Below are 18,830 nucleotides of genomic sequence, written 5' to 3' on the forward strand. Positions count from 1 at the left end.
TTACCTTCTTTTGGAAAGCGCATTAGAAAGACGGTAACTCTCTCCATGAAAACTTATGATATGCGCATGATGGATCAAGCGATCCACTAAAGCTGCTGTCAGTCTCGAATCTGAGAATATTCTGTTCCACTGGCTAAATTCCAAATTAGATGTTAGGATGAGGCTTTTTTGCTCATAGCACTCGGAAATCAATTGGAAAAGCAGCTCTGCTCCTTCTTTGCTGAAAGGCAGGTAACCCATCTCATCCAGAATAATGAGATCCAACTTTTGGATCCTATTTCTAAACTGGGCCAGGCGGTTGAGCCGAAGGGCCTTTTCCAATTCCTCAACTAGATGGGATACACGATAGAATCCCACTTCGTATCCTGCCTCACAAGCCTTCCTTCCTAATCCAGTGGCCAAGTGGGTTTTACCAGTGCCTGGAGTTCCCACAAGGACAACATTTTGCTTCTGATTTATAAAGTGAAGGTCCACCAATTCTCCTTTGGTAAGATGTGAAGGAAAGTGTATTTTGTCGTTCCATTCATAGGTCTCGAGATTTTTCTTATCTAAGAATTTTGCTTTCTTCATTAGCCGCTGAGCCTTTGCTGCTTCTCTTAATCTAAATTCCTCATCAAAAATATCGTTTAGAAATTGCTCCCTACTTTCGAAGGGGATATTCTCGTAGACATCTGGAACATAAGCTAGCCTCAACGACTTGCATTTACTTCGTAACTGAGTGCTCATAAGGTACCTCCGCTAGGGCATCATATTTCACCATATTAATCCCGTAGGGATCWTCTTCGGCCCCTAATTTCTGCTGGGCAATGAGATCATAAAATTCTTCGTTTATTTGCTTCATATCATGTGTAATCAATAAGCTTGCTATTGCATTTAAACGGTCTTTTCGTATGATTAAATTCTCTACCAGCACAAAGTCACTAACCCTGCCAGGCAGGTACTCTTTATATCTTGAATAAGCAACTGCTCTGGGTTTAGATATCCAGGTTTTAAAAATAGATAACCAAGGTAAGCTCTTTCTCTTTTTCATATATGGCCGATAATCGTCCAACAAAATTTCCCCGTCTGGGGAAATCACTTTTACTGTATCCCAGGTTAAATGGATATGAAGTTGGCTGTAGTTGGAAGCTTTCGGCACATGAATCAGTTTCTGATCAATCTTCATTTCATTGAGTTTATTTACAGTGCCAAGTTCCTCCTTGAATACAGGATAATCGGTTTCTGGCAGCTGGAGGAGATGCTTCCTCTCCTGGTCCCACAATTCGTGGATGAATACGTCTTTCTCATAATGCAACCGATTTCTGTCCTCTATCAATTGTTTCTCCAATTGTTGTGTTAGGTCCTCAATATTATTCATTACCGGTGCCTTATTAAAGAAATTATACCGAATGTAACCTACTTTATTTTCCACGTTCCCTTTTTCATGACCGCTTCTTGGATTACATGCTTGAACCTCAAACCCATAGATTCTGGAAAGAGACAAACTCGTCTGTCAGCTGTGCTTCTTCCATTTTTGAGCGCACTTTCTTAACTGCTGGAGATAAATTATCAATTCTTATTCTCATAGGGACTCCACCGGATTGTTTGAAAAGCTCCTTTAACCCAAATAGAAAACATTCCTGATTTTCAGCTGGTAGAGGAACTGCAAAGCCAGCATTACTATAAGGATAAGACATGATTAATGCCCGGATATCTACTAGTTCACCTTCCTGAACCGCCTCCATTACTCCAAAGTCCACTTGTGCCTCGCCAGGAGGGTGATCCAATCGTTCGAAACTTCACTATGTGTATTCTTCCACTCTTGTATAAAGTAACAGACGGTCCGATAGGACCCCGTAAAACCCAAGTCTATGAGTTCGTTAAATAACTGCTTGTTTGTCCTTCTGTCCTTCCGCTTCATCTTGGAATTCTCAAATAGCCAGTCAGACACGATCTCTCCCCATTTTCCTTCAATACATTAAGCCCTTTTTCTTAGGTGTCATTTCTTTCGGAAGCTGTTCTCCATCAGCGTACTTCTTCGCCGTCCTCCAATTAATCTTCAGTAATTCTTGTATTTTGGTAATTGATAAGCCTTTGTTGTTTCGTAGAAGTTTGATACAATTGATATCAGACATTGCTAGCATCCTTTCTTTCCTCCACTCTAAATTGATTCGACACCAATTACAGTAGAGGGACTTGGGGTGACTGGCAAGTTTTTTTTTATGCCCTATAAAAATAGTGCATCACTCTGCATTTTTACTTTGCAAAGTTCTGCACTTTTATTTTGCAATAAACACCTGTCAAGTAGACAATATAAAAAGCTATGCAGTGAGCGCGTTTCGATATTCAATCGGCGCGCGTTTCTTTAGTTTCTTTTGTCTTCTTTTGTAGTTGTAATAGTAGACGTAATCCTCAAGAGCTTGCTCTAGTTCTTTTTCTGACTTACATTTTAAATACAGCTTCTCGGCTTTAAGGTGTAAGAAGAATGATTCAACACACGCGTTGTCCAGGTAGTTTCCTTTTCGAGAGTGGCTGCCCTTGATGCCATTCTTCTCTAATCGGCTGCTGTATAGCTTTGACGTGTATTGAAAGCCTTGATCTGAATGGAGAACGGCTTCAGCTACGTCTTTTTTCTTTGTCCATTTTTCTACTGTATTTAACACAAGTTCCAAGTCATTTCTCTTAGATAGCTCCCAACTTACTATTTCGTTATTAAAGAGGTCCTGTATGACCGATAAATAATAAAATTCTTCTCCAACAGACACAAATGTGATATCAGTTATCATTTTTTGATTAGGTCCTGCAGCCTTAAAATTCCTTTTAAGGCGATTAGGGAAGATGATAGTAGGACTATGACCGTGCCGTTTTCTTTTCTTCCGGATGACTGATTGTATATCCATTTCCTTCATCAGCCTGTTAATCTTCTTGTGGTTAACTACATACCCGTTTTCATGTAATTCGTCAGTAATACGCGGCCGACCATATTCAGGATGTATGAAATGAATCCCTAATATGTGTTCTCGAATGTCATGGTCACCCCTTGCCTTTTCTTCCCGTATAGCATTTGTTTTTCTCCATTTGTAATAACTAGCCGGTTTGATATAGGCTATTTCCAGCAGCCAGGATACCGGATAGGTATCCCTTAACTCATCGATCAGCTCATACTTTAATCCTCTGGGTATGGTTCCTCCTCCTTTACCAGATTTGGATACTGCTTTTTTAGAAAGTCAACCTGTGCCTTTAGATAATCCCTTTCCTCTTAACCGATTTGAATTTAGTCCTAGGCCTGCCTTTTAAAGGGTTAGAGACTCCATTACGCTCATCAAACGGTACTCCTTCTTTCCATTTCTTAACCCACACTTTTAGCTGGCTACAGTGACGAATTCCCAATTCTTCTGCCAACACTTTATAACTTTTAGACCCATTCACGAATCTCATGACGGCATTAAGTTAAACTCCTCCGAATAGCTATTAAAAGTTTGTCCTTTCTTTGCCATGAAAAAATCCCCTCCAAGTAGCATTCTTTCCTCCATGGTAACATGAAGGTTTTTTTGAATGTCTACTTAAAGGGGACAATATCATATACAGTGGCTTTTTTATTCTCTCCATTTTAGGTAATTATCTAAAGGGTGAGGTGATGCAAATTCTTTTATTGTATTAGGAGAGGCTATGTCATTTTGGGCATATTTCTCAAGGAGTGATTCTGTTTCCTGGCTAAGCTTGTGTAAATACGCATTTAGACTTTTTATACCTTTTATGACATCTGAGATATACAGATAAGAAGGTATGTCTTCAAGATTAACATCTTTTAAGAGCAGAGTTGCTATTCCATGTTCCTTACTTTTTCCATATCCCATTTCATATGGGACCCACCAAGAGTGTTTAGTCTTTTCGGATAAACAACATAGCATATGGGTACTATTTACAATACCTTTTTCTAAACATTGCGTGATTGCTTGATGATCCCCCAAGTCTGCAGCTCTTTGCAGTTCTTTATCATAAATATCTAAATATATATCAAAACCTGACTGCATGATATAATCCCCTACCTTAATAACATGATCTTTATCTAGGCGGGTATGGGATAAAAAAATACAAGCCCTTTTAGCATAAGACGCTTCAAAGTAAGCAGATTTATAAATTTGAGGGTCTGCTAGGTTTTTTCCTGTTGGTCTCATTTAGACACCTCTACTTAAGCTTTGTTTAAGGCAGTAATTATTCCATCCAGGGTAAAGCTATTTGCCCATGCTGTATTGGATCTGAGTAAAGGTGTGGGAGTTGTATTGTTATAATGAGTTTTAACTCCTAACAATTGTAAGCCCAGCTCTTTTGCTTTATTGATCTCCCATGAGACCCACTCACTTCTATGTGTATCTTTACCTATTATTACAAGACAATATCTGGCTTGACTTAATTTTTTAGTTATACCTGCTTTTATTACACTCGCATTGGTACTATTGATAGGAACAGTTATAGAATGATCAGTAAATCCAAATGAAAAGCTAGAATTTGCATTCCATGCATTTAATAGTCTTTTATAATGAGAGTCCATGTCATAATCAAAACTTACGAAAACAGTCTTATTCATTATAAATCCTCCTAATTATAGGTTAAAATATAGTATATTAATTGTAATAGAAAAATTATCCACTAGCAATGATGGAGGTATAAAATGTCAAATAATGTAGAAATTGAGAAGGAGTTTTCCTCATATTACAAACATGCAGATGATATATCAAATAAGGCGCAAAAAAAATATATACATGCGTTTAAGGGAACAGTTATTCCATTGATAGTAGCATCAGGTGTAAGTTGTATTACAGGCTTGATAAGCGAAAGGTTCTATAACACTTTGCTTGTATTAAACAGTTTTATAATAGTCTGTATTTTAATAAGTATTATTTGTTCAATCATGGTTCACCAATCAAAACTCCAGAAATTTTGGTATGAAGGTCGAGCGGTTGCTGAGTCATTGAAAACCATGGGATGGAAGTATGTTAATTGTACTGCTCCTTATGAAAACTCAGAGGATCCGATCCCAGTAGATGAGAGATTTGTAGCAGATTTAAAGTCTATCATGGAAAATAATGAGGATATTCTTGAGCGAATAAAACTATTAGATGAGAATGCACCAACAATAATTACTCAGGCAATGAAAAACTTTAGAAATTTAAGTTGGCAAGAGAAGAAAGATATATACCTTGATCAAAGGATAAAAGATCAGCGTGGCTGGTATGCAGATAAAGCTAAAACAAATTCTGACGAGAAAAATAAGTGGTTCTCTATAAGTGTGTTATTGCAAATTTTGGCTTTGCTTGCGATTTTTTTTATTGTTAAAAATTCAAATATAACTTCTGATCTGGTTGGCTTCCTTTCTTCTGCTAGTACTGCCATTGTATCTTGGATTCAAGTAAAGAGATATCAGGAGTTACAGCAAGCGTATAGTACAACAGCATTTGAACTTGATATTATTTACAATCAAGGTAATCAAATAGACAATGCTAGAGACTTTTTAAGTTTTGTGGAAGATGCAGAAAAAGCCATCTCACGCGAACATACATTATGGATTGCTAGAAGAGACCATACAAAATTGAGAGAACTACTGAAAGATTGACCTCTGAGCAAAAAGAGGTCTTTTTTTGTGGGGCTTAAAAGTTTTCGCTTAATTCCTTTATACAAATGAGAATAACACTATAAAACCAGTAAAGGATCAATAGTAAGCAATGCTGATTGTCACTGTACAGTAACAGGTAGTTAAAAATACTTGTAAAATTGCTTATATTCACTGCTATCTTTTGAATGGTATAATTTGTATGCATATTTATAAAACGACAATAGTAGGGGCGTGTCAAAATTGACCAAAATTTTTATAAGTCATTCCAGTAGGGATGCCCATTTGGCAAGAAGTTTAATGGACATGTTACAAACACAGTTCAATCTACACAGGAGTAACTTTTTCTTAACCTCAGATGATGAACTGAAAATAGGGGAAGATTGGATTGAGACAATTCGCAGTGGGTTGGAAGAAGCAAGTATAGTCTTACCTTTAATAACTCCAAATTTTTTAGAAAGTCAATTCTGCTTATGTGAACTAGGAGCTAGTTGGGTAAATAAAACAGGATTAGTGCCAGTAATCATACCTCCACTTAATCATAATGCTCTTGAAAATACTCCATATAGTACTTGGTTGCAAACAATAACACTTAATTCAATAGATGATTTATCAAGATTAGCTCAAGCAATGATTGATAGAGAAATTGGAGAAGTTAACATACCTAGATTTAATACTCGAGCAAAAACCTTTTTCAATGAACTATTAATTCCTTACATGAATGAAATGAAGGACAGACCTATAGTTACAGCTGCAACAGTTAAAAGTTTAATGAAAGAACTAGAGGAGTATAAGCAGGCACTTGAGTCAAGCGAAAAAGAAGTAGAAGAGTATAGAAAAGAAAATCAGGCATTAAGAAGCATGAAAGATGCTGAGGAAATAAAAGAGTTTGATTATAAGAGTATGGATGAATGGGAGAACTTTGAAGAAAAGACAAATGAATTGCAAATGCTGCTAAGAAAACTTCCAAGACTTGTTCCTAGTGTTATATTTCAAACTTATAAAGAATCTAGAGAAAGGTCAGGTAGTGGAGGTTTTTACTCCCCAACTGAACAGGCAGACTTAAAAAGATTAGAGAATGAAGGATACATTATATGGGACGATGGCTGGGTGCCAAATGATGATCATCCTAGAATAATTAAAATTCAGCAGGCTATTAAAGAATTACAATATTTCATGGATGACATTGAGGATGATAAAACAACAACTCGATTTGAAGAAGAGTATGAAGATATAATGTTTGATTTGATATACTCACCTTTCTGGGAGAAAGTTCTAGGAGTATCAATTTATCATTCTGGTTCTTAAACAGCTATAAAATTAAACAATGTGGAATTAACTCTTTAGTTTAGATAGCCTTACAAATAAAGACCGATTTCCGGTCTTTTCTTTTTATTAGAATCAACATAGTTAAATAGGGACAAATTAATAAATATGCTCTTATTAGTTCTGTCTCATTATCTGAAGGGTTTCCTACTGAATTTGAGAATAACCAGATTTTTTTCAAATCACTGTGAGGCCCAGTGTTATTAGATATTTTATATTATAGGGATTTTCGATATAATTCTCGCCCTGATTCACACCGCCTAATCCCCCCTGAAACTCCCCTTAAGCGCTATTGTCCCAATCTCTTCCTGAATTTTTCTCTGCTGTTCCTAATTTTTAATGCTTATGATGTATTAGGTAATTTGTTATGCAGCTAAGGCTTATGATCGACTTTACGCTTAGGGCTTGCTCTGTAAGCAAACAGGGATTCCTCAGGGGATTGGCTCAGTTTACAATTATTTTTGTCTCAACTGTCTGTACAATATATCTAAGGAAAAGGGCATTCTGTAGGGCAACCTTTCAGGACTGCTCTTTTGTTTGCATAAGGCAAACATAAATTTTTTTATGTCTTGGAACAACTTTGGTTTTTGGACTTCTGAAACCTCAATACACCAATACTTAATCGCGCTAAATAATCCAAGAACAAACTTTTTCTTCCAATTATCTGTATAACTCCACATTACTCCCCTCCCTGCTTTGTCACAGTAAGAGATGAACATCTAATGATAGGTATGTGGTCAGGGCGAGCAAGTTGGATCAGCACATCTTTAATCTCTAAATAGCCTATCACAATTACTAAGTTTCCATCTAACAATAGGAATGATGGTAGGTCAACAGCACCTAATCTTATCTATATATGTTCATGTGAGATAGTTTTATCTATCCATCAAGGGGGGCAACTGTACTTAACACTAAAGATTAGAAAGAACTGAAAGACAATATAGGTTACAAAGACTTGATAGTTTATAAAGAATGTATAGCGCAACTATCCTAAACCTTTGTAACAAAATGAGTAACAAACAACATAATTATTAGGAGGTAATGGAAGAACATGAATGAAATTATTGAGAAAGAAAAAACCAAGCATATTCCACAAGAGTCCATTGAACAGGGGAAAACCCTGCTCAGGGAAAGACTAGCTAACTCTGATATGGTGCAAGAGACTTTTATACATCTGTCTTCCAAGGAGTCCTATAATATTGTCACTGATGAAATTGAGAAAAAAGTTTATCTATCATTAGACAAAGATTTTGTTGCTCAAGGAGGATTAGTAAAACTCCATCCATCGGCATTGAAAGTTTTGCATGTTATTGCTGCTCATACAGATAAGGATGGATTTGCTTGGATTTCACAGGAGAGCATTGGAAAGCTAGTAGGGCTTACTAGACAACAGGTAGGAGTAATCATTAATAAGCACAGAAAGCTTCTAGAGGCAATTAAAATTAGAAAAAAGGATGGACAGGAGTTTTATCTTTATCATCCAATAAACTGCTATTTAGATTATGAGGTTTACTCAGGGGATGATATTCAATCTGAGGAATATGAGGATTTAGAGGCTGTTGAGATTAATTAATTTATGGAGTATTTTTAAATGAATAAATTACAATTGAATTTACTACAGTTTGACACCAATATTGGATAACGCAGGTGAAAGAGAAAATTGAAAACCATTTATAATTAAAATGAGGCACTGGCATCAATTAATTAGATGTATTGACTCTCTTTTTGTCTGTAACTCCTCAGCATGTCATAGTTTGCAAAATGAAGGGTATTTACAATAAACAGCAATAAGGAGATGGATGATATGTACAAAGTTATTACTAAAAAAGGTAAGGAAATTAGAGAGGATTTTCAAGCTGAACTTAAAGAGGAGATAACTTTATTTGAAAGGTATTTATCTCTTAATCTAAACATTAAAAATTTAGATGCTGTTTCTGATAATCATATTGCACTGTTATTTGAAGAGTATTTTGGCTGTGAGGATTACAAGAAATTTCTGAGGAGTATAAGGGAATCCAAACTGTTAGAATAGCTAAGTATAAAGAGTGGGGATAAGAAGATAAATTGTTTGATAACTGAATAGTGACTGAGTTATTCTGTTATCTGGGTAATAGAACTTTGTTTGGGATTTGTTCTAATCCCCACTTTTCATTAACTTGAAAATTAAATCTGTGGTAGTCTCTTAATATGCCTGTGTTTTGGCTGATAAGGAACTGTATTGTCCCACTAGCTCAGCAGGATAGAGCAACGGCCTTCTAAGCCGTCGGTCGGGAGTTCGAATCTCTCCTGGGACGCCATTACTACATACACCTATATTACCGCTGTTTGATTTTAATCAAATGGCGGTTTTTTTGTGGTTAAGGAAACAATAACAATAAATTCTTGATCCGCGTCCAGCCGCTGCGCTTGGGTTCTCAGGATTACAAGCCTCTTTTTCATACCGATCATGCATTGTTTAAGCCTCTTACTATGCATGATTCACTTCTTTTCATGCTAATCATGCATAGATAAAGCCTCTTGCTATACATGACTCACTCCTTTTCATGCCGGTGAGGGTTCGATGCCACAGGGGAGCTGTTCCTGCTGAAATTGCCCCTGGACGTGGTCTTTTTTGGTGTTCAAGGCACTTACGCTTTGGTTCTTCCTGGAAAAAACTTAATTTTCTCCGATTAAGGTTACAGAATTTATAAAGGTACTCAGTGCTGCAGCTGAATATTATACCTCCCGTCAAATGAAAGCGCTTCTTTGTATGTCAGTAAACCTGACATGATTAACTGATTTCTTCTATATTATATACTCGTTGAAAATCCGCCATTAAATCCTGCATGCTCCATCTTTATATTGAAAAAGCATTCTTAAGAATATCCCTAGCAAGGATCACTTTATGCTGCTATAAAAGAGCGGAATAATCGGATCAAGGGATTGAAAAATAAAATAAAATATTTCTTGGCTGAATAAATTCATATATACAAGCAATGTAAGCGCATTCAATAAATCAGATTAATCTAAATTATCAAATAATTCTTGAAAATGGTGTTGACTCCCTAAAAAAATGAGCGTAAGATAGTCCTCAAATAATAAAACAAACCGCGCCACACCGGAATTGAAAGTGTGGAACCCATATTTTTTTAACTTGTCATTTCAACCGTTTAAAGCGTGTATACATTAAATCGAAGAGGTGTTATTCGTGTCTGAGCAATTGATATTTTTAAACGGGGAGTTTGTGACGAAAGAGAATGCAAAAATATCCGTTTATGACCATGGCTTCCTGTATGGCGACGGCATTTTTGAAGGGATCCGGGTATACAGCGGAAATATCTTCAGGATGAAAGAGCATATGGACCGGCTTTACCGTTCAGCCAAATCCATATTGCTGACAATGCCATATACGGAGGAAGAGCTGACAGATATCATTGTTGCCACTGTCGAAAAGAATTCGTATGAAGATGCCTACATCAGGGTCGTTGTTTCCAGGGGAGTGGGAGATCTTGGGCTGGACCCTTACAATTGCAAAAAAGCAAATGTTGTCGTGATTGTCGAGCCGCTGAGCATCTTTCCGAAAGAATTGTATGAAACAGGGCTTGAGATTGTCACGGTAGCGACAAGAAGGAACAGACCTGATGTATTGAGCCCTAAAGTTAAGTCATTGAACTATTTGAACAATGTGCTGGTGAGGATTGAGGCCCGCCTGGCAAATGTCAGTGAAGCACTCATGCTGAATGATCAGGGCTATGTCGCGGAGGGTTCAGCTGACAATGTGTTCATCATCAAGGATAAATGCTTTTACACGCCTCCGGGATACGTCGGGGCGCTTGAAGGGATCACCCGCAATGCGGTCATGGAAATTGCCAGGGGGCTTGGCTATGAAGTGAAGGAGGAGCCTTTCACGAGGCACGATGTTTATACGGCAGATGAAGTATTCCTTACAGGGACGGCAGCGGAAGTCATTGCAGTCGTAAAGGTGGACGGCCGGACAATCGGTGAAGGCTGTCCAGGGGCACATACAAAAGAGCTTCTGGTGAAATTTAGGGAAAGAGTAGTTTCAGAAGGTGTTAAAGTAGCATCGAAGCGTTTTGAACCCCATGTAAGCTGACAGCTGATCACTATATGTTAAAAGCGCGGATGAGGATAAGTAGTTTTGCGGATCAGGATTTACAGAGAGCCGGGCAGGCTGAGAGCCGGCATTCCTGCCGCATCATGAACTCCCCTCAGAGCGCCGGCCTGAAAGCTTGACGAGTAGGGCCGGCCGGGTGTGAGAGCACCCGTTATCAAAAAGGATGGCAGCTGCCGTCCATAAGTGCACGCAAATTGCGTGAATCAGGGTGGTACCGTGGAACAGGCTGACAAAGCCTTTTCATCCCTTCGTCTGCTGATGCAGGCGTTCTTGGGGATGGGAAGGCTTTTTATATTGTTTTTTTCTTGAATCAAAAGGAGGTTATTTCAAAATGCTGCAGGAAGCTGCCTTTGCAGAAAACAAGACTGGCTCGAAGCCGGCAACCGGTGCAGAACTGCTGTTGCAGGCGCTGGAGAAGGAACAGGTGGAAGTGATTTTTGGCTATCCGGGAGGAGCTGTTCTTCCGATTTATGACAAAATCTATGATTCTGGCATACTTCATGTGCTTCCCAGGCATGAACAGGGAGGCATCCATGCTGCGGAAGGATATGCGAGGATTTCCGGCAAGCCTGGAGTTGTCATCGCCACTTCAGGACCGGGGGCGACCAATATTGTAACAGGCCTTGCCGACGCCATGATGGATTCCTTGCCTCTTGTCGTCATTACCGGGCAGGTGGCAACAGGCGTCATTGGAACGGATGCCTTCCAGGAGGCTGACATCCTCGGGATCACCACCCCGATAACCAAGTACAACTATCAGGCAAGGAGCATAGCGGACATTCCGAGGATTGTGAAGGAGGCCTTTCATATTGCTTCTACAGGGAGGCCTGGTCCGGTATTGATTGATATTCCGAAGGATATTGCGGCAGGCGCCGAACAGCCCTCTGAGGAGACAGAGATCTTCCTCCCGGGCTACCAGCCGACTCTAAAGCCAAACTATCTTCAGATCCGCAAGCTGACAGAAGCTGTGAGCCGCGCGAAAAGGCCGGTCATCCTGGCAGGGGCGGGTGTCCTGCATGCAAAGGCTTCCGGATTGCTTAAGCAATATGCCGAACAGCAGCAGCTTCCGGTCGTGCATACCCTTCTCGGACTCGGGGGCTTTCCTGCAGATCACAGCCTGTTTGTCGGGATGGCCGGTATGCATGGATGCTATGCAGCCAATATGGCTTTGCATGAATGCGATCTGCTCATCAATATCGGGGCGAGATTTGATGACAGGCTCACCGGCAATCTTGCCTATTTTGCACCTAAGGCAGATGTGGCCCATGTTGATATCGACCCTGCAGAGATCGGCAAAAATGTCCCAACACTGATTCCGGTTGTGGCTGATGCAAAAGAAGCTTTGAACCAGCTTGTGAGCCAGAAGGGGGAGCCTCCTGAACATGATGAATGGATGGCAAAGCTTAAAAGCTGGAAGGAAGAATTCCCTTACTATTTTCACAAATCGGCTGACTTGAAGCCGCAGCGGGTCATGGAGCTTTTGTTTGAAAAGACGGGCGGAGATGCAATTGTCACAACAGATGTCGGCCAGCATCAAATGTGGGCAGCCCAATATTACCGCTTTAAGGAAGCGGGGAGATGGGTCACTTCAGGGGGTCTCGGCACGATGGGATTCGGAATGCCTGCGGCCATCGGAGCTCAGCTTGCTGCACCGGATTCCCTGGTCATTTCGATTGTTGGCGACGGCGGCTTCCAGATGTCCGCACAGGAGCTCGGCCTGATCCGTGAGCTTAATCTCCCGGTAAAGATAGCCATCTTCAATAACAGGGCGCTTGGGATGGTAAGGCAGTGGCAGGAAATCTTTTATGATTCCCGTTTTTCGCACAGTAAAGCCCAGTATCAGCCTTCCTTTGTCAAGCTGGCGGAAGCCTATGATATCAAAGCCTATGAAATCCGTACGGAGGAAGAGGCCGAAAAGGTGCTGGATGAAGCGCTCAAAAGCGATGAGCCGGTATTATTCGATTTCAGGATAGCTCCTGATGAAAATGTATTCCCGATGATCGCCCCGGGCAAAGGGCACCATGAGATGGAAGGTGTAAAACCATGAAACGAATCATCTGTTTAACCGTGATGAACAGGCCGGGGGTCCTCAATAGAATCACCAATCTGTTCTCAAAGCGCAACTTCAATATTGAAAGCATCTCGGTCGGGCATTCCGAACAGGAGGGGATTTCCCGGATCACCTGCACGGTCCATGTTGACAATGAAGAGGCAGCAGAGCAGATTGCGAAACAGCTCAATAAACAGATTGATATTTTGAAAGTAAATGATATAAGCGGCCAGCAGATTGTCGCCAGGGAGCTTGCGCTCATAAAGGTGCTCTCGCTTCCGCAGGCGAGGAGTGAGTTATACTCGCTGATTGAGCCTTTCCGGGCATCGGTGATAGATGTCGGCAAAGACAGCCTGGTCATCCAAATTACAGGCGAGTCGGAAAAAATAGAAGCCTTCATTGAACTTGTAAAGCCGTATGGAATCAAGGAGATTGCCCGGACAGGGACAACAGCCTTTACAAGAGGAAGCCAGAGGAGCCAGGGGCAGCCGAAGAATTATTCAATCGTGTAAAAATAATTCAAATAAAATTCAAAAACGAGAGGGAGAATGAATCATGGCGAAAATGTATTATAACGGAGACGCAAATCCAGCATATCTGAATGGAAAGAAAGTTGCGGTAATCGGCTATGGGTCACAGGGCCATGCCCATGCGCAAAACCTGAGGGACAGCGGTGCTGATGTAGTAATCGGCCTGAGAAAAGGAAATTCATGGGATAAAGCGTCAGAGGATGGGTTCCCGGTATTTTCTGTTGGAGAGTCTGTTGCTCAAAGCGATATTGTCATGATCCTCCTGCCGGATGAGCTTCAGCCTAAAGTCTATAAGGATGAAATTGAGCCGAACCTGACAAATCAAGCCTTGCTTTTCGCGCATGGATTCAATATCCATTTCCATCAGATTGTGGCCCCAAAAACATGTGATGTCCTGCTTGTGGCTCCTAAGGGCCCTGGCCACCTGGTAAGAAGGACATATCAGGAAGGAGCAGGGGTGCCGGCATTATTTGCAGTCCATCAGGATGTAACGGGAGAAGCCCAGGAGCTTGCGCTCGCTTATGCCAGAGCGATTGGGGCACTGAGGGCAGGGGCGCTGGAAACCACTTTCAAGGAAGAAACAGAAACTGATTTATTCGGCGAACAGGCTGTACTGTGCGGAGGCCTTACATCACTTGTGAAAGCAGGTTTTGAAACATTGACTGAGGCAGGCTATCAGCCTGAGCTGGCATACTTTGAGTGTCTCCACGAACTGAAGCTGATTGTTGACCTGATGTATGAAGGCGGCCTTGAAGGCATGCGCTACAGCATTTCCGATACAGCGCAATGGGGTGATTTTGTCAGCGGGCCGAGAGTAGTCGATGAGAGAGTGAAGCAGGAGATGAAAGCTGTCCTGAAGGATATCCAGGAAGGCAAGTTCGCGAAAGGCTGGATCCTGGAAAACCAGGCAAACCGTCCGGTCTTCAACAGTATCCTTGCAAGTGAAAATGAGCATCCGATTGAACAGGTCGGCAGGGAGCTGAGAAAAATGATGCCATTTGTGAATAAAGAGAAAAAGAAAGAAGTGGCTGTCAGTGCGAACCATTAACATCTTTGACACGACTTTGCGTGACGGGGAACAGTCTGCAGGAGTCAACTTGAATCTATCTGAAAAGCTGGAAATTGCCAAACAGCTCGAAAGGCTTAATGTCGATATTATAGAAGCCGGGTTTCCGGCAGCTTCAAAAGGTGATTTTACTTCAGTCCGTGAAATCGCCACCCTCATCAGGAACTGCTCGGTTACAGGGCTTGCAAGATCGGTGATATCAGATATTGATGCAGCCTGGGAAGCATTGAGAGAGGGGGAGGATCCGAGGCTCCACGTCTTCCTCGCAACCTCTCCCATCCACCGGCAGTATAAGCTGAAGCAGTCAAAGGAAGAAGTCATTGAGACGGCGGTTTCTGCTGTGAAATATGCAGCCGGGAAATTCCCGCTCATTCAATGGTCGGCAGAGGATGCCTGCCGGACGGAGCTTCCTTTTCTGGCCCGCATCGTTGAGGAAGTCATCCAGGCCGGGGCGCGTGTCATCAATATACCGGATACGGTCGGATATATTTCGCCAGGTGAGTATGGGAAAGTCTTTCAATATTTAAGAGAGAATGTTCCTTCCATTGATAAAGTCATATTATCGGCTCACTGTCATGATGATCTTGGCATGGCGATTGCCAACTCTCTTGCAGCCATCGAAAATGGAGCTGGACAAATTGAAGGGACGATCAACGGCATCGGGGAACGGGCCGGGAATGCTGCGCTGGAAGAGCTTGCCGTCGCTCTGCACATACGGCAGGACCATTATCAGGCAGGGACACGCCTCAAGCTTGAGGAAATCAGCAGAACAAGCAGCCTGGTCAGCAAACTGACCGGTATGGCAGTGCCGGCGAACAAGGCTATTGTCGGCAGAAATGCTTTTGCACATGAATCAGGCATCCACCAGGATGGCGTGCTGAAAGAGAAGACCACTTATGAAATCATCTCACCTGAACTTGTCGGCTTCCACTCCAATTCCATGGTTCTCGGAAAGCATTCTGGCAGGCATGCGTTTAAATCCCGCCTTGAAGAACTCGGGCTCGCTGTTCCGGAAGAGGAAATCAAACCGCTGTTTGCTATTTTTAAAGACTTGGCAGACAGAAAGAAAGAGATGACAGATGATGACCTTGCCGCCATCGTACTGGAGGAAAGGCTGTCAAAGGATCAGCAATTCTATGAACTGCTCCAGATCCAGGTCCAGTATGGGACCAATCAAGTGCCAACTGCTACGGTGACACTTTCAGGCAGGGAGAATGAAGTCGTCCAGGAGGCAGCAACCGGGGCGGGGAGCATTGAAGCATTGTACAATACGCTGGAGAAATCAGTGAATGGCACGGTGAACCTCCTGGATTACCGGATCCAGTCGGTAGGGGCCGGAAGGGATGCCCTGGCGCAGGTGTTCGTCAAAATGAAATACAATGGCAGGGAAACGAGCGGGAGGGGACTTGCGCAGGATGTACTTGAAGCATCCGCAAAAGCCTATCTGAACGCTGTTAACAGGGTCATCTACCTGGAAGAAAAGACGAAAGTGGCTTTATAAAACTTGCAACGGAGGGGTTAGGCATGAAGAAGCGGATCGCAGTGCTGCCGGGTGACGGCATCGGAAAAGAAGTGGCAGCAGGGGCAGTTGAAGTGCTGCAGGCTGCAGGAGAACGATTTGGGCATACATTTGAATTCAGCTATGGGGAAATTGGCGGAACAGCAATTGATTCCACCGGGGTGCCGCTGCCGGATGAAACAGTCGAACTCTGTAAAAGCAGCGATGCCATTTTGCTTGGAGCTGTTGGCGGGCCGCGCTGGGAAAAGCTCCATCCAAGCCTCCGGCCGGAACGCGGCCTCCTGAAAATCCGCAAAGATCTGAATCTATATGCCAACCTCCGGCCCACCAGCTATTTTGCGAGTGTGGCAGATTCCTCTCCTTTAAAGAAGGAAGTTATTGAAGGTACCGACTTTTTAATGGTAAGGGAGCTGACGGGCGGACTCTACTTCGGAAAGCCGAGCGAAAGGGCAGGGAATGGCAGTGAAGAATCTGCCGTGGACACTTTATTTTATAAAAAGGAAGAAGTGCAGAGGGTGGTAAGGCTGGCCTTTGAACTTGCCCGCGGAAGGAACGGAAAGGTAACGAGCGTGGATAAGGCGAATGTCCTTGAATCAAGCAGGATGTGGAGGGAAACGGCGGAAGAAATTGCAGCCCATTATCCCGAAATACAGCTCGAGCATATGCTGGTCGATAATGCAGCCATGCAGATCATTAAAAATCCAAAACAATTTGATGTGATTGTTACCGAGAATATGTTTGGAGATATTTTAAGTGATGAAGCTTCTGTTCTGACTGGATCGCTCGGCATGCTTCCATCTGCCAGCCTGTCAGAAGGCGGGCCATATCTTTATGAGCCGATCCATGGATCTGCCCCGGACATCGAAGGCAAAGGCATCGCCAACCCGGTTGGAATGATTCTTTCCGCGGCCATGATGCTCCGCCTCTCCTTCGGGATGGAAGAAGAAGCTGCTGCAATCGAGAAGGCAGTCAGTGATGTACTTGAATCGGGCATTCGCACAGCTGATCTGGCTTCAGGAGGGAAGGCAGCTTCTACCAAGGTGATGACGGAGGAAATTAAAGCTGCTCTGCTGGATAATGAAGCCATTCTGCAGATAATGGGGGCATATGCCTGACAGATTCAGGATATCACGGCTGGTTTTCCAGCCGTGTACTTATTTATAAAAGATTCCGGGAGAAGGACCCGGAAAAGATGGAGGGAGAAAAATAGATGGGCAAATCAATTGTAGAGAAAATTTGGGACCGGCATATCGTCCATACAGAAACAGATAAGCCTGATCTGCTTTATATCGATTTGCATTTAGTGCATGAAGTCACATCCCCTCAGGCATTTTCCGGCCTGCGGATGAAAAACAGGAAAGTCAGGCGCCCGGACAAAACCTTCGCTACAATGGATCATAATGTGCCGACAATCAACCGCGGCCAGATAGATGATCCAGTCGCCAAAAAACAGATGACCACCCTTGAAAAAAATTGTCGGGAATTTGGTGTGCCGCTTGCAGGAATGGACAGCCCGGATCAGGGCATTGTCCATGTCATCGGCCCGGAGCTGGGCCTGACCCGCCCCGGGATGACCATTGTCTGCGGGGACAGCCATACTTCCACCCATGGTGCTTTTGGTTCGCTTGCTTTTGGCATCGGCACTAGTGAAGTGGAGCATGTGCTTGCAACCCAGACATTATGGCAGTCCAGGCCGAAAACGCTGAAGCTCCAAATCGATGGCCGGCTTGAGAGCGGGGTTACAGCCAAGGATGTCATCCTGTATATCATCAGCAGGTTTGGCATCGGGTTCGGGACAGGACATGTCATTGAATACTGCGGAGAGGCTGTAAGGGGTATGTCCATGGAAGAGCGGATGACCATATGCAATATGTCGATAGAGGGAGGAGCAAGGGCAGGCCTGGTCAGTCCTGATGAGACCACCTTCTCTTATATAAAGGGGCGGAAATATGCACCGAAAGGCACGGAATGGGATACTTCCCTTGCTCATTGGCAGGCACTCGCCTCGGATCCTGATGCGAATTATGACAAAGAAATCACGCTCGATGCCGGGGAGATCCCGCCGATGGTCAGCTGGGGGACCAATCCTTCCATGGCAGCGGGGGTTGATGAAAGGATACCTTCTAAGACTGATTGCAAGACCGAAACAGAACGGACGTCACTTGAGCGCGCTCTTCGGTATATGGGGCTTTCTGAAGGGCAGGAGATCAGCGGTATCAGCATTCAGCATGTGTTCATCGGATCGTGCACAAATTCGCGAATCGAGGACCTTAGGCAGGCTGCAGAGTTTGCGGCCGGAAAAAAAGTCCATCCGGGTGTCAGGGCCCTTGTAGTACCGGGGTCACAGGCCGTGAAGGAGCAGGCGGAAAAGGAAGGGCTTCATCAGATTTTTATGGAATCCGGCTTTGAATGGCGGGAATCCGGCTGCAGTATGTGCCTCAGCATGAATAATGATATCGTGCCTCCGGGCGAGCATTGTGCATCAACCTCAAACCGCAATTTCGAGGGACGGCAGGGATTTGGTGCGAGGACCCATCTTGTCAGCCCGCTCATGGCAGCTGCGGCTGCTGTGAACGGTAGATTTGTTGATGTCAGGAAAAAATTAATGGAAGAATCAATCATGATGTAGGAGGAG

The 18,830-nt window shown here is 42.9% G+C and carries 17 protein-coding genes, 1 tRNA gene and 1 other annotated feature; of the genes, 12 read left to right on the forward strand and 6 right to left on the reverse strand.

The window, feature by feature from the left end:
* From istB to FZD51_RS04165, 6 genes are all read right to left on the reverse strand, one after another.
* Complete coding sequence (istB, locus tag FZD51_RS04140) at positions 1-726, reverse strand: IS21-like element helper ATPase IstB (RefSeq protein WP_148973608.1); 726 nt, start codon at positions 724-726, stop codon at positions 1-3.
* Positions 704-1,411 carry a hypothetical protein gene (locus FZD51_RS26505; protein WP_262380688.1) on the reverse strand — a complete coding sequence of 236 codons (708 nt, stop codon included), beginning with the start codon at positions 1,409-1,411 and terminating at the stop codon, positions 704-706. Before FZD51_RS26505 ends, istB begins: the two co-directional genes overlap by 23 nt.
* Positions 1,412-1,454: 43 nt before the next feature.
* The gene (locus tag FZD51_RS26510) at positions 1,455-1,739 is read right to left on the reverse strand and encodes a hypothetical protein (protein ID WP_262380689.1); all 285 of its coding nucleotides are present in this window, start codon (positions 1,737-1,739) and stop codon (positions 1,455-1,457) included.
* A gap of 561 nt (positions 1,740-2,300) precedes the next feature.
* Positions 2,301-3,161 carry an IS3 family transposase gene (locus FZD51_RS04150; protein WP_148973609.1) on the reverse strand — a complete coding sequence of 287 codons (861 nt, stop codon included), beginning with the start codon at positions 3,159-3,161 and terminating at the stop codon, positions 2,301-2,303.
* Positions 3,162-3,575: 414 nt separating this feature from the next.
* Positions 3,576-4,157 (reverse strand): toll/interleukin-1 receptor domain-containing protein, encoded by a 582-nt coding sequence (locus FZD51_RS04160; RefSeq protein ID WP_148973610.1) that lies wholly within the window; start codon positions 4,155-4,157, stop codon positions 3,576-3,578.
* 14 nt (positions 4,158-4,171) lie between these two features.
* Positions 4,172-4,567 carry a TIR domain-containing protein gene (locus tag FZD51_RS04165; RefSeq protein ID WP_222928607.1) on the reverse strand — a complete coding sequence of 132 codons (396 nt, stop codon included), beginning with the start codon at positions 4,565-4,567 and terminating at the stop codon, positions 4,172-4,174.
* Positions 4,568-4,651: 84 nt separating this feature from the next.
* On the opposite strand from FZD51_RS04165, the gene FZD51_RS04170 reads away from it, so the two are divergent.
* The 12 genes from FZD51_RS04170 (at position 4,652) to leuC (ending at position 18,824) form a co-directional block, all read left to right on the forward strand.
* Complete coding sequence (locus tag FZD51_RS04170) at positions 4,652-5,593, forward strand: DUF4231 domain-containing protein (RefSeq protein WP_148973612.1); 942 nt, start codon at positions 4,652-4,654, stop codon at positions 5,591-5,593.
* A gap of 231 nt (positions 5,594-5,824) precedes the next feature.
* Positions 5,825-6,898: a toll/interleukin-1 receptor domain-containing protein gene (locus FZD51_RS04175; RefSeq protein WP_148973613.1), complete on the forward strand. Its 1,074-nt coding sequence runs from the start codon at positions 5,825-5,827 to the stop codon at positions 6,896-6,898.
* Between the two features lie 1,069 nt (positions 6,899-7,967).
* Complete coding sequence (locus tag FZD51_RS04180; protein WP_148973614.1) at positions 7,968-8,489, forward strand: helix-turn-helix domain-containing protein; 522 nt, start codon at positions 7,968-7,970, stop codon at positions 8,487-8,489.
* Positions 8,490-8,720: 231 nt separating this feature from the next.
* Positions 8,721-8,948, forward strand: coding sequence for a hypothetical protein (locus FZD51_RS04185; protein ID WP_148973615.1), 228 nt, complete (start codon positions 8,721-8,723; stop codon positions 8,946-8,948).
* A 188-nt stretch (positions 8,949-9,136) separates the two neighbouring features.
* Positions 9,137-9,213 (forward strand) — tRNA-Arg (locus FZD51_RS04190).
* Between the two features lie 890 nt (positions 9,214-10,103).
* On the forward strand, positions 10,104-11,009 hold the full coding sequence (gene ilvE, locus FZD51_RS04195) for a branched-chain-amino-acid transaminase (protein WP_148973616.1): 906 nt from the start codon (positions 10,104-10,106) through the stop codon (positions 11,007-11,009).
* 17 nt (positions 11,010-11,026) lie between these two features.
* Positions 11,027-11,281 (forward strand) — a binding site (T-box leader).
* Positions 11,282-11,361: 80 nt separating this feature from the next.
* Positions 11,362-13,077, forward strand: coding sequence for an acetolactate synthase large subunit (gene ilvB, locus FZD51_RS04200; RefSeq protein ID WP_148973617.1), 1,716 nt, complete (start codon positions 11,362-11,364; stop codon positions 13,075-13,077).
* A complete protein-coding gene (gene ilvN, locus FZD51_RS04205; RefSeq protein WP_022544246.1) occupies positions 13,074-13,592 on the forward strand; it encodes an acetolactate synthase small subunit in 519 nt (172 codons plus the stop codon). Before ilvB ends, ilvN begins: the two co-directional genes overlap by 4 nt.
* Before the next feature lie 43 nt (positions 13,593-13,635).
* The gene (gene ilvC, locus FZD51_RS04210; protein ID WP_148973618.1) at positions 13,636-14,658 is read left to right on the forward strand and encodes a ketol-acid reductoisomerase; all 1,023 of its coding nucleotides are present in this window, start codon (positions 13,636-13,638) and stop codon (positions 14,656-14,658) included.
* Entirely contained in the window at positions 14,645-16,177 is a 1,533-nt protein-coding gene (locus tag FZD51_RS04215; protein WP_148973619.1) for a 2-isopropylmalate synthase, read from the forward strand. The genes ilvC and FZD51_RS04215 overlap by 14 nt, the downstream gene beginning before the upstream one ends.
* Positions 16,178-16,200: 23 nt before the next feature.
* The gene (leuB, locus tag FZD51_RS04220; RefSeq protein ID WP_148973620.1) at positions 16,201-17,310 is read left to right on the forward strand and encodes a 3-isopropylmalate dehydrogenase; all 1,110 of its coding nucleotides are present in this window, start codon (positions 16,201-16,203) and stop codon (positions 17,308-17,310) included.
* Positions 17,311-17,405: 95 nt separating this feature from the next.
* Positions 17,406-18,824: a 3-isopropylmalate dehydratase large subunit gene (leuC, locus tag FZD51_RS04225; protein WP_148973621.1), complete on the forward strand. Its 1,419-nt coding sequence runs from the start codon at positions 17,406-17,408 to the stop codon at positions 18,822-18,824.
* Positions 18,825-18,830 lie beyond the last annotated feature (6 nt).

It is taken from the genome of Bacillus infantis (assembly GCF_008180445.1).
In the GTDB taxonomy this organism is placed as follows: Bacteria; Bacillota; Bacilli; order Bacillales; family Cytobacillaceae; genus Bacillus_AB; species Bacillus_AB infantis_B.

Coding starts and splice junctions, on each gene's coding strand:
- istB (WP_148973608.1), bottom strand. CDS start 726: ATGAGCACTCAGTTACGAAGTAAATGCAAGTCGTTGAGGCTAGCTTAT.
- FZD51_RS04160 (WP_148973610.1), bottom strand. CDS start 4,157: ATGAGACCAACAGGAAAAAACCTAGCAGACCCTCAAATTTATAAATCT.
- FZD51_RS04165 (WP_222928607.1), bottom strand. CDS start 4,567: ATGAATAAGACTGTTTTCGTAAGTTTTGATTATGACATGGACTCTCAT.
- FZD51_RS04170 (WP_148973612.1), top strand. CDS start 4,652: ATGTCAAATAATGTAGAAATTGAGAAGGAGTTTTCCTCATATTACAAA.
- FZD51_RS04180 (WP_148973614.1), top strand. CDS start 7,968: ATGAATGAAATTATTGAGAAAGAAAAAACCAAGCATATTCCACAAGAG.
- FZD51_RS04185 (WP_148973615.1), top strand. CDS start 8,721: ATGTACAAAGTTATTACTAAAAAAGGTAAGGAAATTAGAGAGGATTTT.
- ilvB (WP_148973617.1), top strand. CDS start 11,362: ATGCTGCAGGAAGCTGCCTTTGCAGAAAACAAGACTGGCTCGAAGCCG.
- ilvN (WP_022544246.1), top strand. CDS start 13,074: ATGAAACGAATCATCTGTTTAACCGTGATGAACAGGCCGGGGGTCCTC.
- ilvC (WP_148973618.1), top strand. CDS start 13,636: ATGGCGAAAATGTATTATAACGGAGACGCAAATCCAGCATATCTGAAT.
- leuB (WP_148973620.1), top strand. CDS start 16,201: ATGAAGAAGCGGATCGCAGTGCTGCCGGGTGACGGCATCGGAAAAGAA.
- leuC (WP_148973621.1), top strand. CDS start 17,406: ATGGGCAAATCAATTGTAGAGAAAATTTGGGACCGGCATATCGTCCAT.